17 protein-coding genes are annotated in these 19,014 nt (G+C 46.7%); 10 read left to right on the top strand and 7 right to left on the bottom strand.

Annotated elements, in window-relative coordinates; genetic code table 11:
* The first annotated feature begins 208 nt into the window (after window positions 1–208).
* Window positions 209–400: a hypothetical protein gene (locus EWA64_RS18930; protein WP_039427549.1), complete on the top strand. Its 192-nt coding sequence runs from the start codon at window positions 209–211 to the stop codon at window positions 398–400.
* A gap of 45 nt (window positions 401–445) precedes the next feature.
* On the opposite strand, the gene EWA64_RS18935 is transcribed toward EWA64_RS18930, so the two are convergent.
* Complete coding sequence (locus EWA64_RS18935; RefSeq protein ID WP_369435797.1) at window positions 446–1,777, bottom strand: IS4 family transposase; 1,332 nt, start codon at window positions 1,775–1,777, stop codon at window positions 446–448.
* Window positions 1,778–1,980: 203 nt separating this feature from the next.
* On the opposite strand from EWA64_RS18935, the gene EWA64_RS18940 reads away from it, so the two are divergent.
* A complete protein-coding gene (locus EWA64_RS18940; RefSeq protein WP_039444679.1) occupies window positions 1,981–2,883 on the top strand; it encodes a DMT family transporter in 903 nt (300 codons plus the stop codon).
* 100 nt (window positions 2,884–2,983) lie between these two features.
* Here the strand turns inward: EWA64_RS18940 and EWA64_RS18945 are convergent, their stop codons facing one another.
* From EWA64_RS18945 to EWA64_RS18955, 3 genes are all read right to left on the bottom strand, one after another.
* The gene (locus EWA64_RS18945; protein WP_039427545.1) at window positions 2,984–3,541 is read right to left on the bottom strand and encodes a PhnA domain-containing protein; all 558 of its coding nucleotides are present in this window, start codon (window positions 3,539–3,541) and stop codon (window positions 2,984–2,986) included.
* Between the two features lie 213 nt (window positions 3,542–3,754).
* Complete coding sequence (locus EWA64_RS18950) at window positions 3,755–6,229, bottom strand: VolA/Pla-1 family phospholipase (RefSeq protein WP_061894646.1); 2,475 nt, start codon at window positions 6,227–6,229, stop codon at window positions 3,755–3,757.
* Window positions 6,230–6,251: 22 nt separating this feature from the next.
* Entirely contained in the window at window positions 6,252–7,499 is a 1,248-nt protein-coding gene (locus EWA64_RS18955) for a porin (protein WP_061894645.1), read from the bottom strand.
* Window positions 7,500–7,866: 367 nt separating this feature from the next.
* On the opposite strand from EWA64_RS18955, the gene EWA64_RS18960 reads away from it, so the two are divergent.
* The 4 genes from EWA64_RS18960 to EWA64_RS18975 all read left to right on the top strand — a co-directional run bounded on the left by EWA64_RS18960 (window position 7,867) and on the right by EWA64_RS18975 (window position 11,633).
* A complete protein-coding gene (locus EWA64_RS18960; RefSeq protein ID WP_061894687.1) occupies window positions 7,867–8,949 on the top strand; it encodes a site-2 protease family protein in 1,083 nt (360 codons plus the stop codon).
* Window positions 8,950–9,182: 233 nt separating this feature from the next.
* The gene (locus EWA64_RS18965) at window positions 9,183–9,617 is read left to right on the top strand and encodes a hotdog fold thioesterase (RefSeq protein WP_061894643.1); all 435 of its coding nucleotides are present in this window, start codon (window positions 9,183–9,185) and stop codon (window positions 9,615–9,617) included.
* 2 nt (window positions 9,618–9,619) lie between these two features.
* Window positions 9,620–9,853, top strand: a complete 234-nt coding sequence (locus EWA64_RS18970; RefSeq protein WP_061894642.1) for a DUF3389 domain-containing protein — start codon at window positions 9,620–9,622, stop codon at window positions 9,851–9,853.
* A gap of 76 nt (window positions 9,854–9,929) precedes the next feature.
* Complete coding sequence (locus EWA64_RS18975) at window positions 9,930–11,633, top strand: SgrR family transcriptional regulator (protein WP_061894641.1); 1,704 nt, start codon at window positions 9,930–9,932, stop codon at window positions 11,631–11,633.
* A 58-nt stretch (window positions 11,634–11,691) separates the two neighbouring features.
* Here the strand turns inward: EWA64_RS18975 and EWA64_RS18980 are convergent, their stop codons facing one another.
* Window positions 11,692–13,326, bottom strand: coding sequence for a glycoside hydrolase family 13 protein (locus EWA64_RS18980; protein WP_061894640.1), 1,635 nt, complete (start codon window positions 13,324–13,326; stop codon window positions 11,692–11,694).
* 177 nt (window positions 13,327–13,503) lie between these two features.
* On the opposite strand from EWA64_RS18980, the gene EWA64_RS18985 reads away from it, so the two are divergent.
* Window positions 13,504–14,421, top strand: coding sequence for a LysR family transcriptional regulator (locus tag EWA64_RS18985; RefSeq protein WP_061894686.1), 918 nt, complete (start codon window positions 13,504–13,506; stop codon window positions 14,419–14,421).
* Window positions 14,411–14,746, top strand: a complete 336-nt coding sequence (gene cutA / locus EWA64_RS18990) for a divalent-cation tolerance protein CutA (protein WP_061894639.1) — start codon at window positions 14,411–14,413, stop codon at window positions 14,744–14,746. The genes EWA64_RS18985 and cutA overlap by 11 nt, the downstream gene beginning before the upstream one ends.
* Here cutA and EWA64_RS18995 read toward each other — a convergent pair.
* Window positions 14,708–15,304 (bottom strand): DUF2238 domain-containing protein, encoded by a 597-nt coding sequence (locus EWA64_RS18995; protein WP_061894638.1) that lies wholly within the window; start codon window positions 15,302–15,304, stop codon window positions 14,708–14,710. The genes cutA and EWA64_RS18995 overlap by 39 nt on opposite strands.
* A gap of 223 nt (window positions 15,305–15,527) precedes the next feature.
* On the opposite strand from EWA64_RS18995, the gene EWA64_RS19000 reads away from it, so the two are divergent.
* Together EWA64_RS19000 and EWA64_RS19005 are read left to right on the top strand one after the other, a co-directional pair.
* Window positions 15,528–16,367 carry an isopenicillin N synthase family dioxygenase gene (locus tag EWA64_RS19000; RefSeq protein ID WP_061894637.1) on the top strand — a complete coding sequence of 280 codons (840 nt, stop codon included), beginning with the start codon at window positions 15,528–15,530 and terminating at the stop codon, window positions 16,365–16,367.
* A gap of 199 nt (window positions 16,368–16,566) precedes the next feature.
* Entirely contained in the window at window positions 16,567–17,184 is a 618-nt protein-coding gene (locus tag EWA64_RS19005; protein ID WP_039427523.1) for a DNA-J related domain-containing protein, read from the top strand.
* Window positions 17,185–17,272: 88 nt separating this feature from the next.
* Here the strand turns inward: EWA64_RS19005 and EWA64_RS19010 are convergent, their stop codons facing one another.
* Entirely contained in the window at window positions 17,273–18,928 is a 1,656-nt protein-coding gene (locus EWA64_RS19010) for an ABC-ATPase domain-containing protein (protein ID WP_061894636.1), read from the bottom strand.
* Window positions 18,929–19,014: the final 86 nt, after the last annotated feature.

Here is a 19,014-nt window from a genome sequence, read left to right on the forward strand (position 1 = left end):
CCAATTTTGAGTTTATGCAGCCATTTTGGCCAAACGATGAATTATAATGCACAAAAGAGCATTGATTAGTCTTGGCGCGTGTTAATGGTTTGTTTTATTAGAAAAAATAATCCGAATGGTTAAAAATAGTCATTTTTTGACCATGAAAAAAAGCCCTATTATTCAGCCATCGAAACGAGAACGTTGAAAGATTTTAAGAGAGGCAATCATGGCACAAGCAATGCACATCAACAATGTAGCTTTACCAACCTCTATGGATAAGAGAACCTACTCGGTTAACTTCAAAGGATTGATTGCTCACCTATTGGATATTCTTTTTGTCGATAACAGTGCTCAGCGCAGTTATTACGCAGAAGAGTTGCCAGTACATCTGCAACGAGATATCGGCATGTACCGTTAATCTCACGCAAAGAGAATAAAAGCCGACGTCAATGTCTAATGCCAGTCAGTTAAGCTGACTGGCATTTTTTCTATTTGTCGCGTACTTCTTGGGTTTCAACTTCACCCATCGAGGATAACTTCTATCTTCTCTTCGAGGTGGTAGGATAAACATGGATACATGCTCCAGTAATACTTCATAGTGTTTAGGGAGCTTTCCTGGGCTTGTTAAAGGCAACGCTGCAAAGTATTGCGTCACAGCCATAGCACTGCTCGTAAAGCTCAGTTGATTTGGCCAGACACTATCTAACCTACTTGCCGCTTTTGTCATAACCTGCCTGATAAGGTTATAGGCTAGTAGAATACCCCAGAGCTCCTGCTTAACCATATCTGGACGCTTGCTTCGCAATGTATACTCTCTGTCAAGCAAGGTTTCCTTCATTTCCCGATAGCCTAATTCGATTTCCCAGCGATAACGATAGAGCTCTACAATTTCTTCGCCAGGAAAACGTAACCCGTCACGCATTGAGGTAAGTATCTGATACTCTTTACCGTTAATGATTTTCGAGACTAGCCTTGCTTCAACTACATCAGGAAGTTCACTAAACTTCTTTCTTGCCTGAGGAGTGGTTTTAATCGCAACGATTGCATCACTCTTGCTGTACCTATGAACGACTTCATACTGGAAGTCTTTTCTCACAGGAAGCATCCAATGCCTCTCTTGGCCGACTTTGTTCCAGCGGTTCAGCAGTCCCAGAGAGTAATATCCTTTGTCAAAAATAGTCAGAGAATGGTCTGGCGTTTGTTCTATGAGCTCTTCTGCAAGCCGCATTTCGTTGGTTCGATAGTCAGAGAATGCACTATCGATGAGCTGATGGCTTGTAAGCTCCATCAAGCAAACCATGCGTACCTTAGGGTAAATATTTTCAGATGACTGATTACGCTGTGCTTTAAACTCTTGATGATTTTCAGGTGTATCCGCTGTTCTCCAAACGACACCATCGACAGATAGGAGATTGAGTCCACACCAAGTTTCAAATTTAGAAGATTGATAACTCTGAGCCGCCATCGTCTTAAAGACTTGTTTAACACCTTCTTCGCCTAATCTCTGCCTAGCTTGGACAACAGCACTTGGCGCAACAAAGCGCCGTTTGTCTGGTAGGACAATATCAAGTTGGTTAGCAATATCCCAAACAGATTGTTGCCGAAAAAGACTCATTCCAACAACGGACCAAAGTACTGCTTCCAAGGGTAAACGTCTTCTTCTAACTGTTGCTACGCCAGCTTTTTCAAAACCTTGCTGGATAAGCTCTGGACTAAGAATTTCAGAGTATTTGTCAAAGTGATGGAAGGTATTGCATGAGCGAAAAGTACTCGCAAGTTGGCTCTGTAAAGACATGAAAAATCCGATATTAGTTTCCTAATATCGGATTTTGAAGCCTTTTGAGGATCGGTCAAATGATCTCAAAAACTTTTCTTAACTGATCGGCATTAGACGTCAATGTCGGCTTTTATTTTTTCTGCTCCTGCAGCGGTAAAGACGTAGTTTGCGGCTAACCCGCTGTGATACAGTAACGCAAATTATTCTTACTCCTTCCTCCTATGTCTGCAAAACTCGAATCCTGGCTGCCTGTTGGCGTGCGTTATATGCTTTTGTCTGCGTTGGGCTTTGCGCTGATGTCAGCCAGTGTGAAATACGTCAGCGTGCATGGTATTCCGCTGTTTGAGATTGTCGCCGCGCGTGCGTTAGTGTCTCTTATCCTCAGCTACGCGGATGTCAAAAGAAAACGCATCTCGATTTGGGGCAACAATAAAGCACTGCTATTCGCCCGTGGTACGGTTGGTACCGTTGCACTAATGTGCGTTTACTACTCGGTGACCACCTTGCCCTTGGCTGAAGCTACTATTTTGCAATACGTCCACCCGGTGTTTACAGCGCTTTTGGCCGTCCTCTTTTTGCAAGAGCGGGTTCAGATATCCACTCTGGCCTGCATTGGGCTGTGCTTACTCGGTCTTTTTTGCATGGTCTACCCAACACTTGGTCAGCATGCGGCAAGCGAGTTGCCGATGTTCAGCGTTGCTATTGCCTTGCTGGGTGCATTCGGTAGCTCAATAGCGTATGTGATAGTGAGAAAGTTAAGCCGCACCGAAGACAGTTCGGTGATCATTTTTTACTTTCCCTTGGTCGCACTGCCGACAGCGTCGCTTTTAATTGGTGATGACTTTGTTCTTCCGGATCTCTGGTTGGTTTTTGCCTTGGTTTTAGTCGGTATCTTTACTCAAATTGGCCAGTTTGGTTTAACCAAGGCAATGCAAACGCAAACCGCTGGGAAAGCGTCCGCCTATTCTTATGTGCAAATCGTCTTTTCTGCGTTGTTAGGGGTATGGTTATTTAACGAAATCCCTTCTTTTTGGACTTTCCTCGGCGGGGCATTGATTGTGCTTGGTGCGTTGATTAATGTTTTTGGGGCTAAATTGGGTGGATTTTGGCAAAGAGCTCGGTAACATGTTCTCGCTTGTATGAGGCGGTTTGGGGCTATGCCATCTAACGAAAAAATAAAAAAGGCGCCTCATGGAGACGCCTAATTTCTGAAACGAGCGCGGCTTATTTCTTACGGCAGTATTCTGCGATCACATACATTGACTGACCGCCATTCACTTTGCCAGAGATCAGCTTAGGGTCATCGCTCAGGCTGATACCACGAATCACAGTGCCTTGTTTGATCACTTGGTTGGAGCCTTTAATTGGCAGATCTTTGATAACAGTAACATCGTCACCTTTCTTTAGCTCAGCGCCATTGCAGTCAACGGTTTTGTCATCTGCTGACATGCCTTTCATCGCCCAAGTTTTTTGCTCTTCTTCCATGTACATCATGTCGAGTGCATCTTGAGCCCAAGTTTCGGTGTTGAGGCGAGTCAGTTGGCGCCATGCTGTCACTTGAACGGCAGGCACTTGGCTCCACATGCTGTCGCTTAGGCAACGCCAGTGGTTAATGTCTTTTGGCTCATCGATTTCGCTCAAACATTTGTCACAGACCATAATCGCAGTATCCACAGTCACGTGAGTGTGCGGTGGTACCGGGTAGGCCGATAGCGAAGAATCAGAAGAACACAATTCACATTTAGACTGGCAACGATCCAGCAGAGTTGCTTCGATAGACATGAGAACTCACCTTAGTAGTATTAATTTGAGGCGGTATTATCCACTTTATCCTGAGAATTAAAAGGGTTTAGAAAATTAAAGTGAGTATTTTACAGATTTTCCCATCTAAAAAGAGGATTCGGTTAAGTAACAATGCTCAACTTATATATCCTCTAATAAAATGCCCAGTGTCATATAGAACACTGGGCATTGACTCACACGGTAATCTTGGGATTACTTGCTCGCGTCTAGCAAACCTGCGTTAACAGTTAACGAACCGTCACCGTTTCCTTCGGTGCGTGTGAACTGAACAATCTGAGAGCTCATTTCACCATGAGCGAGTTCTTCCCCCGATCCTGGAGCAACTACCGTAGAGTGGGTTGCATTGGATGACTCATCAAAGTACGAAGCGACACGTGTACCAGTGGCATCAGTAGCCGTATTCACTAATCCGAGTTTCTTAAACAGTGGCTCTGTACCCGCTGTAGGAATGTTCGACACCTTATTGGGAATAGTCGTATCACCATTGGATTGAATACCCAACAGGGACCCGCTCACTTGAGAAGCGATATTGAATGGGTCAACGCTGTCTAACACGGTCTGTGCCGCGTAAGTGAATGAGGTCAAAGTATTATCGATGGTACTTTTCGTTTCGGCATCTGCATCACTATAGAAGCTATTGAAACAAGCGCCTGGGTTATCTTTGGTCGGACATGTATTCGCGTAGTAATTTAAGTAACTTGGTACTGCCGTAGCCGTGATACTGTGCTTGATGATTGGCGAGAATGACTCTGATTCAAGCAAGAACGGCGCGATACCGCCACCCGGATTGGCTAATGTTGCTGTCTTGTAACTAAACATTGAATCAATCGCTGGATTAACTGATGTATTAGCAACAGCATAGCTACTAATACCAGTAATGCCGCCGATAGAGTGGCCAATAAGAGAAACATTGGCTTGGTTTACCGTTTGGAAAGCCACTTCCGTTGGATCTACGTAGTTTAATGCGTAACGTAGCCCTAATCCGTCAATAGCACCTTGGCGAATGTTGTCTCTTGCCACTGGCAAGTATTCAAGATTCATAAACACCGTTGGCGTACTTGGCGTTGTTACGGTGCCATCAGACAAGGCACGTTGTCCATGCAATGGTTGATCAATAGCAATTAACGCATAAGGTGTTTTACCCGTTTGAATAGCGGTACTGATATGACTTAATGCCAAAGCATAAGCGCTTTCTTTAAGATTAGTAATTCCGTGCTGATATTGCAGTAACGGTACGTCGTCCGTGCCCGTTCCCTTAGGAACAAACATAATGAAAGGAACCTCTTTCACTGCACGAATTTGTGGAACTGCGCTGTATCTGGTCATAATTCGATCAGCATCCAGTTGAGTGCCATCGGCCAATGTCAGTTTCGCACCAACGAGAAGTGCTTGATGCTGAACAGAGTAGAGCTGAGCTGGCAGATCCGTAAAACCTAAATCGATTAACTGCTGGCTAATCGCTGCTTTATCAGCGTTAGAGCCTGAACTCAAGGTCTTTAGGATCTTAAACACACTTGGCATACCACTGCGCCAAGGTTGTGTTTTCCACTCTTTACCATTGACTTGATCACTCAAGAAGTAGGGCAGTTTGACCGTACCACGAAAAACTTGAATGGAATCTAGTGTCGGTGCGGCAGCTGCTAACGCATCGTAACTGTTCTTTAGTGCGTTGGCCTTGTCATCACCAAATGCCGCTTTGAAAAGTGGGTCATTGGTGACTGCTGCGCCGAAATCGGCACCAGCATCGTCTGCGTCAATGCTGTAAAGCGAGTTGAGCTCGTCAGCTGAGAGGTTGTTTGGGTTCGCGGTTCCTTTCCAAACACCAGCAGGCTTAACAGCAGGATTCACTGAGGCGGCAATCGCTGCTTTTGTTCCTTGCATTACATTGCCTGCTGATGCAGTCGTAAACCAAGAAGAGTAAACAATTTCATCTTTGCTGGTGACTTGATCGTTATCTTCGAAGGTTTTTTCAATGTTCCAGATAATTTTTTGTGGTGCCGCCAATAATCCAGATTGAGCTGTTGAAGTTTTCAAGCTTGCATATGAACTGGATGTACCCAACGGGTTGTTGTTGCTATCTTTGATCGAATCTGTAAGTGCATAGATGTAGTTTGATGCAGGATCTAGACCTTTGAGAGGAAGGACTTTAATGCTCTTCAAATCGGTAGTGACGGCAAGAAAATCAACACCAGGAGTTAGTGCAGTAAAGTTAGTCATTGCTCCAGTCGCTAGGTCAACATCAACCTTTGCAACTCGAATGCCCGCATTGAGGTTTTGGCTAAATGGCGAGCCATTGATCACAACGGTATCGTTCAGTAACGTCACACCATCAGCGAAGTTGAAGTTGATGCTGAATGGCATGATGGTACTCCAACCATCTGATTCACCCATCGCGACTTCGGGGTTATCTAAGCTGCTAGATTTGCCAGCACTTATAGGAATGTTTAAAGTGTGATCATTAGTGTCAAAAAGTAAAAAGGAAGGCAAAGGCACATCTGCTGAAGAACCCTTTAGAACGAATTTGACTGAAGCGTCACGCCCCAGAAGTGTTTGTACGTTTGGTTCAAAAGTAACCTTTCCTGTAGTTCCTGAGCTTTCAGTATTATCACCACAACCAGCGAGCAGGATTGCTGAACATAGCAGCGATAGCTTAAATGTGTGTTTCATTGTGTTACTCCGTCAATCCTGATTAGTTAAAGGTGTAGTTCATTTGAATCGCGCTGATGTACGCAGTGCCTTCTGCGTCGAACTCAAATTTTTTATCCGCTGCGTTGGTCTCTTCAAATGGGCCTGATTTACTTTTCACTAACGCAAAACCCGCATCCAGCGTCATGTTTTTGCTCATGTTGTAAGTCAGGCCTGCGCTGTACCATGTACGGTCACTATCAGGAATACTCAAGGTGGCTTTACCCGCTTGTTCGTCAAAGGCAAAACCCACTCGGAAGGTCCAAGTTTCATTCATCACATAGGTAGTGCCGATAGAGTAACGGTTGTTATCTTCGTATTTTTCCGGCTTGTAGAAGCATTGACCAGGTGTACCATCATTACAGTCTGGTGAGGTCGCTTTGAGCTCGGTAAACGTGCTCCAATCGGTTTGCTGCCAGCCTAAATGCATCGCCCACTGATCGTTTAGCTCATGATAAGCGGAGATTTCCATAATCGCTGGCAGACTGATTTGCAAACGACCGTCGACTTTAGCGGAAGTGGCAATGCCAGAATCGTAGCTGCTAAATTCACCATCATCAAAATCAAGATCGACTTTAGAACGGTAACCGAAACCAAAACGAGTACTTTCGCCGAGTTCATACAGCGCGCCAACGTTCCAGCCATAGCCAAAAGTTGTGCCAGTCATACCAATCAAGTTTTCAGATTTATCATTAGAACCAAATAGAGGAGCAAGTGAACCTTTATGGCGTGTCAGCTCCGCGTGGGCATAAACGAAGTTAACCCCAGCACCAACGCTCAATGCTTCGTTGACGCGATAGGCGATATTGGGATTGAGACCAACAGAAACCAGTGCCGTGTCACCCGCCATATCTCCTGCTGAAATATCGTCGGGGTAGTCGGTTGCCACGCCATAGTTAGTAAACAGGCCAATACCCCATGCCCACTTTTCGTTTATTGGGCTGATGTAGTAAGCCGCTGGTACAACCTGTAGCGGAGCCACGTCGTCAGACTGCTCTTTGCTGGTTTTGTCATAGACGTTGACTTCAGGGTCAACGATAGAGATAGCGCCAGAAAACTGCGCTACGTCGAAAAGAGTCATCGCTGCAGGGTTGCGAGCGAGTACAGAGGCATTGTCGGCGACGGCACCTTCACCGGAAAATGCTCTGCCAAGGCCTGATGCTGAATGCTCCGCAACTTGGAAGCCGGCGGAATTAGCATGACACGCAAACAATACTGAGATTGCAAGCAGAGAGCAGTGCTTCTTATTCATCCTTGACCCTCCTAGGGTTCATAACTGTGGACTGAAGTCCTTGTAATTGTTGTTTGTTGTGTAGCGCAAACACAAAGAGTGCGTCTATGAGTCTGCAATGTAAATGTAATGTTAAGTGAATGTTTATAAACTTGTCAAAGTTTGCTGCTCTTTTAAGCATTAGATTTGATGCATAGGTCAAATGACAATTTATAAGGGGCTGTATTATGTAGATTTTTTTTCTAAGAATGGTACGACCAGAATTGTTTAGTGCTTTTTTATAAGAATCATCAGACAGAGAGGCGTTTATGCCAATTTCATCTCTTTTCACCTCTCCTGCGCAAAGGCATAATGCCAACCATTGACTTCGCTTATCTCAGGTCTAATTTTGGAACTACTACATATTGAATTTCTTGGCCGTCCTTTACGTTTAGAAGGGTCAATGGCTGGGTGGCAGCAACTTTTTTGGGATAACGCGTTAGTGTCTCAAATCGATGCGACGCAAGGGCAAGATGCCGCTTTCCATCACCAGTTCGTGTTAATGGCAGGTGAAGCGGAGCTGCGTTGTGAAGTGAAGGGAGAGTTACATTGGCAGCCATTTGAGTTTCACTATCATTGCTTAGTCAATGGCGAGACAAGCGCTCAAGGTACTCGGAGAGAAAAGGACATCGAGCAGCAAACGCCGCTTACTCCAAGGCAAGAACCGCGTAAGTTCAGCCTGATCGGCTTGGTTTCGCTGGGAATGAAAGCGCTAAAGAGTGCCAAGCTGATTAAAGTGGCGTTAGCGTCGATGAGTTTGGCGGCGTACTCTTGGCTGTTCTCTTTTCAGTTTGCCTTAGCATTGATTGCCTGTTTGGTGATCCATGAGTACGGTCACGTGCGAGCGATGAAATATTTCGGCATGAAAACCAAAGGGTTTTATTTGATCCCATTTTTTGGTGGCATGGCGCTCAGTGATGAGAAAATTAACACTCGCTGGCAGGATGTCGTTATCTCCATCATGGGGCCTTTCTTTGGCTTAATATTGAGTGTGCTGCTGACGTTGATCTATTGGTTGACCGGAGAGATGTTTTTTGCCGCTTTAGCGGTGTTTAACGCCTTGCTAAACCTGTTTAACTTGCTGCCAATTTTACCCTTGGATGGCGGACATGTGCTCAAGAGCATCACTTTTTCGATGAACAGCTGGGTCGGCTTGGCGGGGGGCGTACTGACGGCGGCGGCTGGCGTTTATCTTTCGTACACTTTCGGCTTAACCCTGTTTGGTTTTTTGTTGGTTATGGGGATGTTAGAGATCGTGCTTGAGTGGCGAGGCCGACATAACAGTCATCTTTTACCCTTAACACGCTATGGTCAGACAATTGCTTTTACTTGGTACGTTGTGTCGGTAATGAGCTTTGTCGCCATCATTTGGTATTTTGCATCTACAGGCGATGAGTTGATGCGCCTGCCACTGCTGATTCTCGGCAGTTAAACAATGCATTACCTGAAAAAACATGGCTTGCAAAAACAAAGAGCTCCGAGTTTTGGAGCTCTTTGTCTATCTTGCGCTGCGATTGGTTTACACTTTGCACTTTGGTGCAGCCACGCTGCTTTTGATTCTCTGAAACTCGGCTGCGGCTTTTAATCGTGTCGACATCACCATCTCCATATCATCGAACTTTGGGTATATACTAGCGCCGATTATAACCAAAATCAGGTAAAACGATGAGTATCTGGAAAAAACCGATTGATCTTGAAACCTTAAACGCGACCTCTAAGAACACCTTGATCGAGCACTTGCAAATTCGATATACCGGTTTTACTGATCAAACGCTCACGGCGACGATGCCCGTGTGCAGCTTCACTCATCAGCCACTTGGCATGCTGCATGGCGGTGCGTCGGTGGTGTTGGCCGAAACCTTGGGGTCACTGGCGGCCAATTTCAGTGTCGGTCCGGGGCACTACTGTGTCGGCCTAGACATTAACGCCAACCACATAAGGCCGATGCGTAGTGGTTTGGTTATCGGTACCGCTTCACCGTTGCACTTAGGCGTTTCGACTCAAGTTTGGCAAATTAACATCAGCGATGAACGGCAAAGATTGGTGTGCACCAGCCGGTTAACGATTGCGGTCAAACAGCATAAAGAGCGGGGCGTATAGCGATGGTGGTTGAGTTTAGCCAAGGGAAGATCATTGCAACGCTGCACGAGGTGGTGGTCAAACTGGCTTGCCACTCCGGTATCACTCTACAAGCTCAGGTAGACGCGTTGCAGTTAATTGGTCGTGGTGCGAATGTGATTGTTGCCAATGGTGCGGAATGTAAATGGTCGGTAAAACTGGACAACGAAAGCCAACTTGCTGAAATTTCAGCGCAAATTGGCGTTGCTATCGAATAGAGAAAATCGTTTGCACTCACTTTGAAAAATAGGGAAACTGGTAGCCACGAAAATTGACGACTTGATTTCCCTTTTTATGAGTAGCCCGCGTCTTAGAGTTCAATTCGAAACCCTTTTTCAGCACTTCGATGGCAAAAACAGCGGAGTGCAACTGGAAGACATCACCGAAATTCTCTTCTGTACCCGCCGAAATGCCCGCATTGTCCTTAACAAGCTGGAAGAAGAAGGTTGGATCGAATGGCATCCGGCGGCAGGGCGGGGTAAGCTCTCGACGCTGATCTTCAAGCGCAGCAAAGCCGACGTCAGTGAAAATCTCGCCAGACGATATCTCGAAGAGGGGAAAATTGGTCAGGCACTTGAAGTGCTCGACAGTGACGCGGCGAAGCTGACGCAAGTGATCCAAGGTTATCTTGGTGTCTCACATCGCGAAGGAGAGCAGGTGGTGCGTCTGCCTTATTATCGTCCGCTGTCGATGCTCAACCCGCACCTGCAAATGCGCCGCACCGAAATTCATATCGCTCGGCAAATTTTTAGTGGTTTAACCAAGCTAGACGATAACGATCTGCTGCAGCCAGATCTTGCCCATACGTGGGAAATGCTCTCAAAAGCGCATTGGCGATTCTATCTTCGCCCGGGAGTGCGCTTTCATAATGGTGAGCTGTTGACCACCGAAATGGTGATTGAAAGCCTGCGAGAGTTACATCACCTCAACCTTTTTGCCCATGTGCAATCGGTGAGCTCGCCCAGTCCTTGGGTAGTGGATATTCGGCTATTTAAAGACGATCTGTACTTGCCGCTGGCCCTAAGTGAATCGCAGGCGAAAATTCTCTTGCCCCAGCGACTGCGTAGTGAAGACTATCATATTCGCCCAGTGGGTACAGGCCCATACATGGTGCAATCGAATGACGATAAGCGACTGATTTTAAGAGCTTTCGATGGCTACTTCGGCTTTCGTCCACTGCTCGACCAAGTGGAAGTATGGGTGATCGATGAATCGTACTCCTCGATGGTCTATCCAAGTTTAAGTAAGCCGATCATGAACGCTTCGTCGCGCTCTGATGAAGTTGAACTCGACCCCGGTTGCACCTTTTTACTGCTCAACAAACGTAGCGGTGTAGCGAAAGATCCGCGTTGGGCGGAGTTTTTTTCTGCAGTGATCAATGGTTATCAACTGTTTAACCATGTGCCGCAAGACAAAGTGATCGAGCTTGGTTTGCTGCAAGCGTACGGCATCAAACCGGGTTGGATTGATCTTTATCCCAATCCAAACGCCCAGCCTCCGGGCGAGCTGGAACGGATTTCGGTCGCTTATCAAGCCAAGCACCCTATGTTTCCTGTGATCGCCAAAACGATTAAAACCATCTTAAAGCGCTATCGAATCGAGGTTGATTTTGTCAAATACGATTGTGCCTTAGAAACACCTGAAAAGGTCGATATTTGGCTCAAAGCAATGGGCATTGCCACCAACCGGGAAGATGCGTTGGCAGGGTGGCTGCTTGATTACAGCAATATCGAATCCATGAGCACAGACTACGATTTCCAGCGGTGGCTGGCGCTGGTGGAGAGTTGGCGTAGTGGCGTGCTAAACGCTTTTCCTGCCAGAGAGATTGGTAAACAGTTGGTGAAAAGTTTCCAAGTGATCCCCATGTTCCACTGCTGGCTCGGCGTCAACAAAGACCACAGTGGTGCGCTGCAAAACGCCAAATGCAATGCGCTAGGCTGGTTTGATTTTAGCCAAGTCTGGGTTAAGCCCGATCTGCAGCTTGAAAAGGAAAATTGAAGATATGCGAGTTAGAAAAGAGGCCCAATATCGGGCCTCTGCGTATTCAAATGGTTGTCTAATTGAGCTTAAATGCCAAAGATTCATATGGCTTGAGTGACAATGTCACGTCAAGATACTGCTTCGCTTCATAGTTGCAAATCAAACATTCCACCGACTGGTTTCTTAATGCTTCTGGGAGATCAATGTTCAGCTCCGTCTCGCTAAAGTTGTTAATCACCAGCAAAGTTTCATCCTGATGCTTGCGCAGGTAAGCAAACACGCTGTCGTGGTCTTCAAACAGTGGGGTGAAATCACCATACACAATTGCTGGGTGAGCTTTGCGCAACTGAATCAACTTCTGGTAGTGATAGAAAATGGAATTCTGGTCGGCCAACGATTGCTCAACGTTAATCGCTTCATAATTTGGATTGGTTTCAATCCACGGATCCACTTGGCTAAAACCAGCATGAGGTGCATTTGACCACTGCATCGGGGTGCGGGCGTTGTCTCGGCTGTTTTCATGGATCGCTTGCATCATATGCTCGTGTGAGACACCAGACTGCGTTTTTACCTGATAGAAATTGAGAGTTTCAATGTCTTTGTACTGCTGCAACGAATCAAAAGCGACATTGGTCATCCCAATCTCTTCCCCTTGGTAGATGTAAGGCGTACCTTTGAGGAAATGGAGCGCCGTTGCGAGCATTTTGGCGGACTCTACCCGCAATTCTCGATCATTGCCGTATTTGGACACCACACGTGGTAAGTCATGATTGTTCCAGAACAGTGAATTCCAGCCCTGATCGGCCAGTTCGGTTTGCCATTTAGTCAGCACTTGTTTGAACTGTTTTAGATCCAACGGAATAGGGTTCCACTTATCGCCATGCTGCCAGGTGAGCGTGATGTGTTCAAACTGGAACACCATAGAAAGCTCGTGGCGTGCTGGATCGCTGTAGAGTTTGGCGATCTCCGGTGTTGCGCCCCAAGTTTCGCCAACGGTGAGCAGATCTTTGTCGCCAAAGGTGGCACGATTCATCTCTTGCAGCAGCGGGTGTAACCTTGGCCCATTACCTGTGATGCCTTTGTCGATCTCTTTACCAATCAAATCGATCACATCCAAACGAAAACCGCCGATACCTTGCTCAATCCACCAGTTCATCATTTGGTGCACTTCTTGTTGAACTTTAGGATTTTCCCAGTTCAGATCCGGTTGGCGTTTGGAAAAGAGGTGGAAATAGTACTGCTGTGTGGTTTCATCCCACTGCCAAGCACTGCCACCGAAAATGGAACCCTGCTCATCAGGCGCACTGCCATCGGGCTTGGCATCTCGCCAGATATAGTAATCACGATAGGGATTGTCTTTGGACTTTTTCGCTTCAATAAACCAAGGATGTTCATCGGAAGTGTGGTTAACCACCAAGTCCATCACGATCTTGATATCGCGTTGTTTGGCTTCGGCCAGCAGCGTTTTCATCTCATCCATGGTGCCAAATTCAGCCGCGATATCTTGGTAATCGGAGATATCGTAACCGTTGTCGTCCATTGGTGACTTATACACCGGAGAGAGCCACAGCACGTTAACGCCGAGCTGTTGCAGATAATCAAGCTTGCTAATGATGCCGTTGATATCGCCAATGCCATCGTTATTTGAGTCACAAAAACTGCGCGGGTAAATCTGATACACCACCGCGTCATGCCACCATTTTGTTTCCATTTGTTCTGCCTTCTAAACTCACATTTTATGCCTAACTATAGTGAGAAGTGGACGGCAGATAAAATAGAATGCATGTCTCTTGATATAGATAATAGCTATATCATTACGTATACTCTGCCTGCTGCGTTAAATTGGACAGGAATGCAGCGTGTAAAATGTGACTTTTATCTGAATGCTATGAATAGAACCTATCGATATTTTCTGATGGTGGCACGCGAATGCAACATCAAACAAGCTGCTGAAAAGCTCAATATCAGCCAACCATCGCTTACCACAGCGATTAAAAAACTCGAAAGCGATATGGGCGTTGCGTTGTTTCATCGCCGTTCTAAAGGGGTAGAACTGACCGAATATGGTCGTCTATTTAGAAACTACGTTGAAGAGCAGCAAGAAAAACACTCTCAGCTCATCCACCAGATGATGGACATGCAACAGCGCCACTGTGGCAAGTTGAAAGTGGGGACAGGAGAGGCGTGGTGGGAGCTGTTTGTGCGTGAAGCGATCACCCGATACCAGCAACAAGTGCCCAATTGTTCGCTGCATCTTGAGTTTGGGAACAATCTCTCGTTGATGCACCACTTAGTACAGGGGGAGATTGATCTCTTTATTGGCCATGAAGTGCATGGGCTGCATGAACGCTGCCAAGTTAACTTTATTCCTCTTTTTCGTGATTACGAAGCGCTGTTTGTTCGCCGCGGACATCCTTTGCTGCAGAAATACAAAACCGACACCAGTAAGCGTTTGATAGCGCAAAACGATTTTGCGCTCCTGCGTGTTACGCCGGATCATGCAAGGCATCGCTCGGTGTTGGCTGAGCACATGAGCTCACCGTTTGATTTAGCCAACCAGCGTTTTCAAGGACGGGCGATTTACGATGTGGACTCACTCTCTGCCAGCCTTGATCTGCTCAAAGCGAGCGATGCCGTGATGCCGTACACTGACAAAATGTGTCTGTGGATGGCTGAGCATCAAATCGAAACGCTGGTGGTGAATCAAGAGCAGCGCGGCAATATCGGTGTCTATACTAAGAAAGGCGTGGATGATGAAAAAACGCACCATTTCGTTCAGTTACTAAGGGAAAGCCATGGTCGATAACAAGCAAGCCTTCTGTGTCGTGTTGACGACAACCAATAACGAAGCCAACAAAAATCAGATAATCAAAGCATTATTGACGCAAAAACTGGCTGCCTGTATTCAAGAAATGGCGATCAACAGTCATTACGTTTGGCAGGGTGAGGTGTGTCAGGACGTGGAAACCTTGCTGGTGATCAAAACTCGCAAAGACTTGTATTCACAAGTTGAAGAGCAAATCAGCCAGTTACACAATTACGAAGTACCGCAAATTGTGCAACTGGAGATCCAAGATGGCTTTAATCCCTACTTAAGCTGGATTGCGGCCAATACGCTGGAGTTGCAATAAAGCGAGCGCGCTGATTGCGCCTAGAGTGTCGCACAACATATCTTTTTGCGCGTCCCACACATCTCCTTGAGAGCCTAAGAATGCAATGCCTTCGTCTCCACCGGCGAGGGCTGCGTACCACCATTCCACAATCTCATAGCCTGCCGCCAAACTCATGATGGCAAACAACGCGAATAGTGAAGCGAACAGAGCCGATTGCTTGTGCTGACGAATAAGGTATTCGGCTACAGGGTAGGCGTACAAACCGATAGAAAAATGGGCGATCCGATCAAAGTTGTTGCGCTCAGAGCCAATCAGTTGGTTGAACCAGTCAAATGGCACTTCAGCAAAGGTGTATTTTGCCCCAATCGTGTGCAACCCCAACCAAGCAAACATCAGTAGATAGGCCGTTTGGCTAAATTGAAATGAGCGACTAAGCCACAAGACCACAGCAAAAATCGCCACAGCGGGAATGATCTCTGCAATCCACACAGCACGTGAGCTCGGAGCAATAGCAGAAAAAAGAAAAATGGACAGGTAAGCAATGGCAAAAAGCAGCAGCGTGCGGTTGAATTTCATCCAGCAGTTCCTTGTTAATATTTAGGCGAATGATGACAGCATAATGAACATTGTTCAATTGCTTTGTTGTCTGAGAAACGCTTACAAAAGGTGTTGAATGTGAGGTGGCTCGCGCAACATTTGATCGTTTGCATTAAAACACTTCATTAAAGTTTGATTTACATTTAATTCGAGCGATAAAATCCGCCTCTCAAATTGAATAACAACAATCAGAAGTAAAGTCATGAAACTGGAAACCGTCGATTATCTCGCTGAAGATGCCGCTGAGCAGTTTGTTAAGTCACTGCGTGAAACAGGCTTTGGCGTTTTAAAAAATCACCCTATCCCGAAAGAGCTGGTCGAGTCTATTTACAAAAATTGGTACGAGTTCTTTTGCACTGAAGAGAAACACGATTTCCACTTTAACGTTGAAACCCAAGATGGTTACTTTCCACCATCGGTCTCAGAAGTAGCCAAAGGCCACAGCGTCAAAGATATTAAAGAGTACTTTCACGTTTACCCTTGGGGGCAAATTCCTGCTCAACTGAAAGAAGAGATTCTAGACTATTACCAGCGCGCTAATGCGTTTGCGTCTGAGCTGTTGGGCTGGGTTGAAGCGCACGCGCCAAAAGAGGTGCAAGAGAAATTCTCAATCGCGCTGTCTGAGATGATCAACGGTAGCGAAAAAACACTGCTGCGTGTGCTGCATTACCCACCAATGAAAGGGGATGAAGAGCCGGGAGCAATTCGCGCCGCAGCTCACGAAGATATCAACCTCTTGACGGTTTTACCTGCCTCAAACGAGCCGGGTTTACAGGTAAAAGCAAAAGATGGCTCTTGGATCGATGTGCCTTGTGACTTTGGCAACCTCATCATCAACATTGGTGATATGTTGCAGGAAGCTTCCGGCGGTTACTTTCCATCCACCACCCACCGGGTGATCAACCCAACGGGTGAACGTCAGGAACAATCTCGCATTTCCCTGCCGCTTTTCCTTCATCCAAAACCTGAGGTGGTGCTTTCAGAGCGTTACACAGCGCATAGTTACTTGATGGAGCGTCTGCGTGAGCTTGGTGTGATTTAAGCCCATCTTTTGCGTAAATCGGAACGAGACAGCCAAGCGGCTGTCTCTTTTTTTGTACATTGCTTCACGAACTGACATTCAAAACGAAATCTTGCTCGACAAATGGACGGGGTTGGCTTTGAATGAATAAAGGAAACAAGGTAAACCTACCGTTCATACTTAACGTTATCTGAGCAAATAGTATTAAAGGCGTAAGACAATGCAGGAGCAGACCAATCTGGCGAGTACGTTTCAGACGTACATGGAAAACCCGCTGTTGTGGCCAATATTGGAGGTTCTTCGTAAGCAGCCCAGTGGCTGGAAAGTGCACACGTTAGCCGCTCATTTAGGTGAGCAAGGCTTTATCTATGAGCTTGACCCTCTGCCAGAGAAAGATCTGTTTAAACGCAACTTTCTCATCATGAACGCACTCTATCAGCTGCAAGAAACGCTCTATCCAGACAATTGGCTGCAAGTGGAAGCGATGGATATCGTGCTGATGTCAAGCCACGCCTGTGCTGGCCACACCATTGATGTCGATGATCCGCTGCGTGAGTATTATGTGCAGTGGCAAAACTACGAAGCCAATGAAGGGGAAGTGAAACGACTGTTAAATGAGTTCTGGACCCGTTATCGCCGTTTTGTGGGCCATCACGAAGGTGATGATATCGATAGAAATAAGGCATTGCAGCTTTTTGAACTGGATCAACATGCCACCGCCGCTGACATCCGTAAACGTTGGCGTCGATTGGCGCTACGTTGGCACCCAGATCGCGACAATGGCAACGCAGAGCGCTTTCGCATTCTGTGCGAAGCCTGGAACGTTTTGCGTCACTAATTCACTATTTATGAAGTGCACCATCGATTAGTCCACCAACTAAAGAAACGCCCCGCATAGTGCAGGGCGTTTTTCATCAAGCAGAAAATCAGTTGTTATTGCGAAACTGAGACTTACGCATGCGGTTAAGCGCGGCCATCACATCGAGTGAGCGAGGCTTGGCGAGGTCGCCATGCTGAGGCATCTTCTCAAACCATGTGCCTTGCAGAAGTTCGGTAACAGCTTTTGCCGGGTTGTTACACCAACCGGGCATTTGTGCCAACTGATACCAAACCCAACCGATGGCATTCACCTCGTCAGCTGATTCCAACTGCTCTAACGCTGAGATATCTGCAAACTCTTTACCAAAGCGTAGCGACTCTTTTCCTTTGGCGGAAACGCGGAACTTGCCATCGGTGAGAATGTTCATCAACGCCTGACAGTTTAACGCGCGAGGTGCAAAGGTGACCAAAGATGATTCAGATTCGTTGTGACGCTGAGTTGGGTGAAGTGCAATCACTTGCTTGGCTTTTTCTGTCACATCAACCGCTTGGTAATCGTGCATTTGAATCACGGTATCGGCAACGTCCAGATAATCACCTGAGCCACCCATGACAATAATGGTGGAGATGTCCAACTCATCACGCAATTGGCCAATTCGGTCAACCAATGGCGTGATAGGTTCGTCGCCTTTGGCAACCAATGCCTGCATACGCTCATCACGGATCATAAAGTTGGTGGCTGAGGTGTCTTCATCAATCAGCAAAGTGCTCACGCCACTTTCAACCGACTCCTGTAACCAAGCCGCTTGTGATGTCGAGCCAGAGGCATCCTGAGTGGTAAAATCGGCCGTCTCTTTCCCCATCGGCAAATGGTTGATGTAGTTCGACAGATTGAGGTGATGCACACAGCGACCATCTTCTGCTCGGATCTTCATCGCATTGATGTCGGTAACACTGTACTCTCGGCCATCACCCGGAATGTGGTTGTAAATAGAGCGCTCAATGGCACTCAGCAGCGTCGATTTGCCGTGGAAACCACCACCGACAATCAAGGTAATGCCTTTAGGAATACCTAAACCGCTGACAAAACCACGATTCGGCGCATGCAGTGTTACTTGCAATGAGGCTGGCGCTTGAAACTCCACCGCCTCTTTCATGGGCAAATCGCAGTTACCCGCTACGCGTGGCAAACGGCTTCCATTAGCAACAAACGCAACCAAGCCGTGACTGGCTAACTGTTCGCGCAGCGACTCTTGGTCTTCGACGGTTTGACAATGTTTGACCAGCGCCTCTTTGTCGAGCTCCCGCTCAATGGTCGCACGACGGATAAATTTAGGCAGGTGGAAGGTAATAATATTCAGCGCCTTCTTCGCCAGAATGTCGCGTCCTTCCGCCGGAAGATTGACTCTAAAGCGCAGCTCAATACCGTCTTCTGTAAACAAAACGGCAGTGCTATCAAGGACGGTTTGACCATGCAGCGCAATAGAAACGTTGGATTCTTGCTTGGCAAATTCGGCAAAGCTACGGGCGATGAAATCACGCGCAGCCAGTTGATAAGCGGGTGACTCATCACGCAGCCAAGAAAGGCCAGTTAAAGACCAAGCACGGAAAGCGCGGAATCGGGACGCAGAAGCAAAGGGATCCGACTGAACATAATCGATGAAAAGGTCGAAATCGCCAAAGTTGTATTGTCCTTTTATCTGCTGGTAGGCACGATAGTTTTGCTTTTCGAGCTTTTTGAGTTTTGCAGTCAACAGGTCCATAACAATCAGCCTTTTAGAAACACAAAAGCGGCGATTATAGGAATCGCCGGAGGAAGAGTAAAGCCAAATCGGGTCTGTGCCCGATA

This window comes from Vibrio cidicii (assembly GCF_009665415.1).
Taxonomy (GTDB): Bacteria; Pseudomonadota; Gammaproteobacteria; order Enterobacterales; family Vibrionaceae; genus Vibrio; species Vibrio cidicii.

What these genes read in the sequence shown, in the direction of transcription:
- EWA64_RS18975 (WP_061894641.1), top strand. Translation starts at nt 9,930, where the DNA reads ATGAGTAGCCCGCGTCTTAGAGTTCAATTCGAAACCCTTTTTCAGCAC.
- EWA64_RS18950 (WP_061894646.1), bottom strand. Translation starts at nt 6,229, where the DNA reads ATGAAACACACATTTAAGCTATCGCTGCTATGTTCAGCAATCCTGCTC.
- EWA64_RS18980 (WP_061894640.1), bottom strand. Translation starts at nt 13,326, where the DNA reads ATGGAAACAAAATGGTGGCATGACGCGGTGGTGTATCAGATTTACCCG.
- EWA64_RS18945 (WP_039427545.1), bottom strand. Translation starts at nt 3,541, where the DNA reads ATGTCTATCGAAGCAACTCTGCTGGATCGTTGCCAGTCTAAATGTGAA.
- EWA64_RS18955 (WP_061894645.1), bottom strand. Translation starts at nt 7,499, where the DNA reads ATGAATAAGAAGCACTGCTCTCTGCTTGCAATCTCAGTATTGTTTGCG.
- EWA64_RS18970 (WP_061894642.1), top strand. Translation starts at nt 9,620, where the DNA reads ATGGTGGTTGAGTTTAGCCAAGGGAAGATCATTGCAACGCTGCACGAG.
- cutA (WP_061894639.1), top strand. Translation starts at nt 14,411, where the DNA reads ATGGTCGATAACAAGCAAGCCTTCTGTGTCGTGTTGACGACAACCAAT.
- EWA64_RS19000 (WP_061894637.1), top strand. Translation starts at nt 15,528, where the DNA reads ATGAAACTGGAAACCGTCGATTATCTCGCTGAAGATGCCGCTGAGCAG.
- EWA64_RS18985 (WP_061894686.1), top strand. Translation starts at nt 13,504, where the DNA reads ATGAATAGAACCTATCGATATTTTCTGATGGTGGCACGCGAATGCAAC.
- EWA64_RS18935 (WP_369435797.1), bottom strand. Translation starts at nt 1,777, where the DNA reads ATGTCTTTACAGAGCCAACTTGCGAGTACTTTTCGCTCATGCAATACC.
- EWA64_RS18995 (WP_061894638.1), bottom strand. Translation starts at nt 15,304, where the DNA reads ATGAAATTCAACCGCACGCTGCTGCTTTTTGCCATTGCTTACCTGTCC.
- EWA64_RS19005 (WP_039427523.1), top strand. Translation starts at nt 16,567, where the DNA reads ATGCAGGAGCAGACCAATCTGGCGAGTACGTTTCAGACGTACATGGAA.
- EWA64_RS18940 (WP_039444679.1), top strand. Translation starts at nt 1,981, where the DNA reads ATGTCTGCAAAACTCGAATCCTGGCTGCCTGTTGGCGTGCGTTATATG.
- EWA64_RS18930 (WP_039427549.1), top strand. Translation starts at nt 209, where the DNA reads ATGGCACAAGCAATGCACATCAACAATGTAGCTTTACCAACCTCTATG.
- EWA64_RS19010 (WP_061894636.1), bottom strand. Translation starts at nt 18,928, where the DNA reads ATGGACCTGTTGACTGCAAAACTCAAAAAGCTCGAAAAGCAAAACTAT.
- EWA64_RS18965 (WP_061894643.1), top strand. Translation starts at nt 9,183, where the DNA reads ATGAGTATCTGGAAAAAACCGATTGATCTTGAAACCTTAAACGCGACC.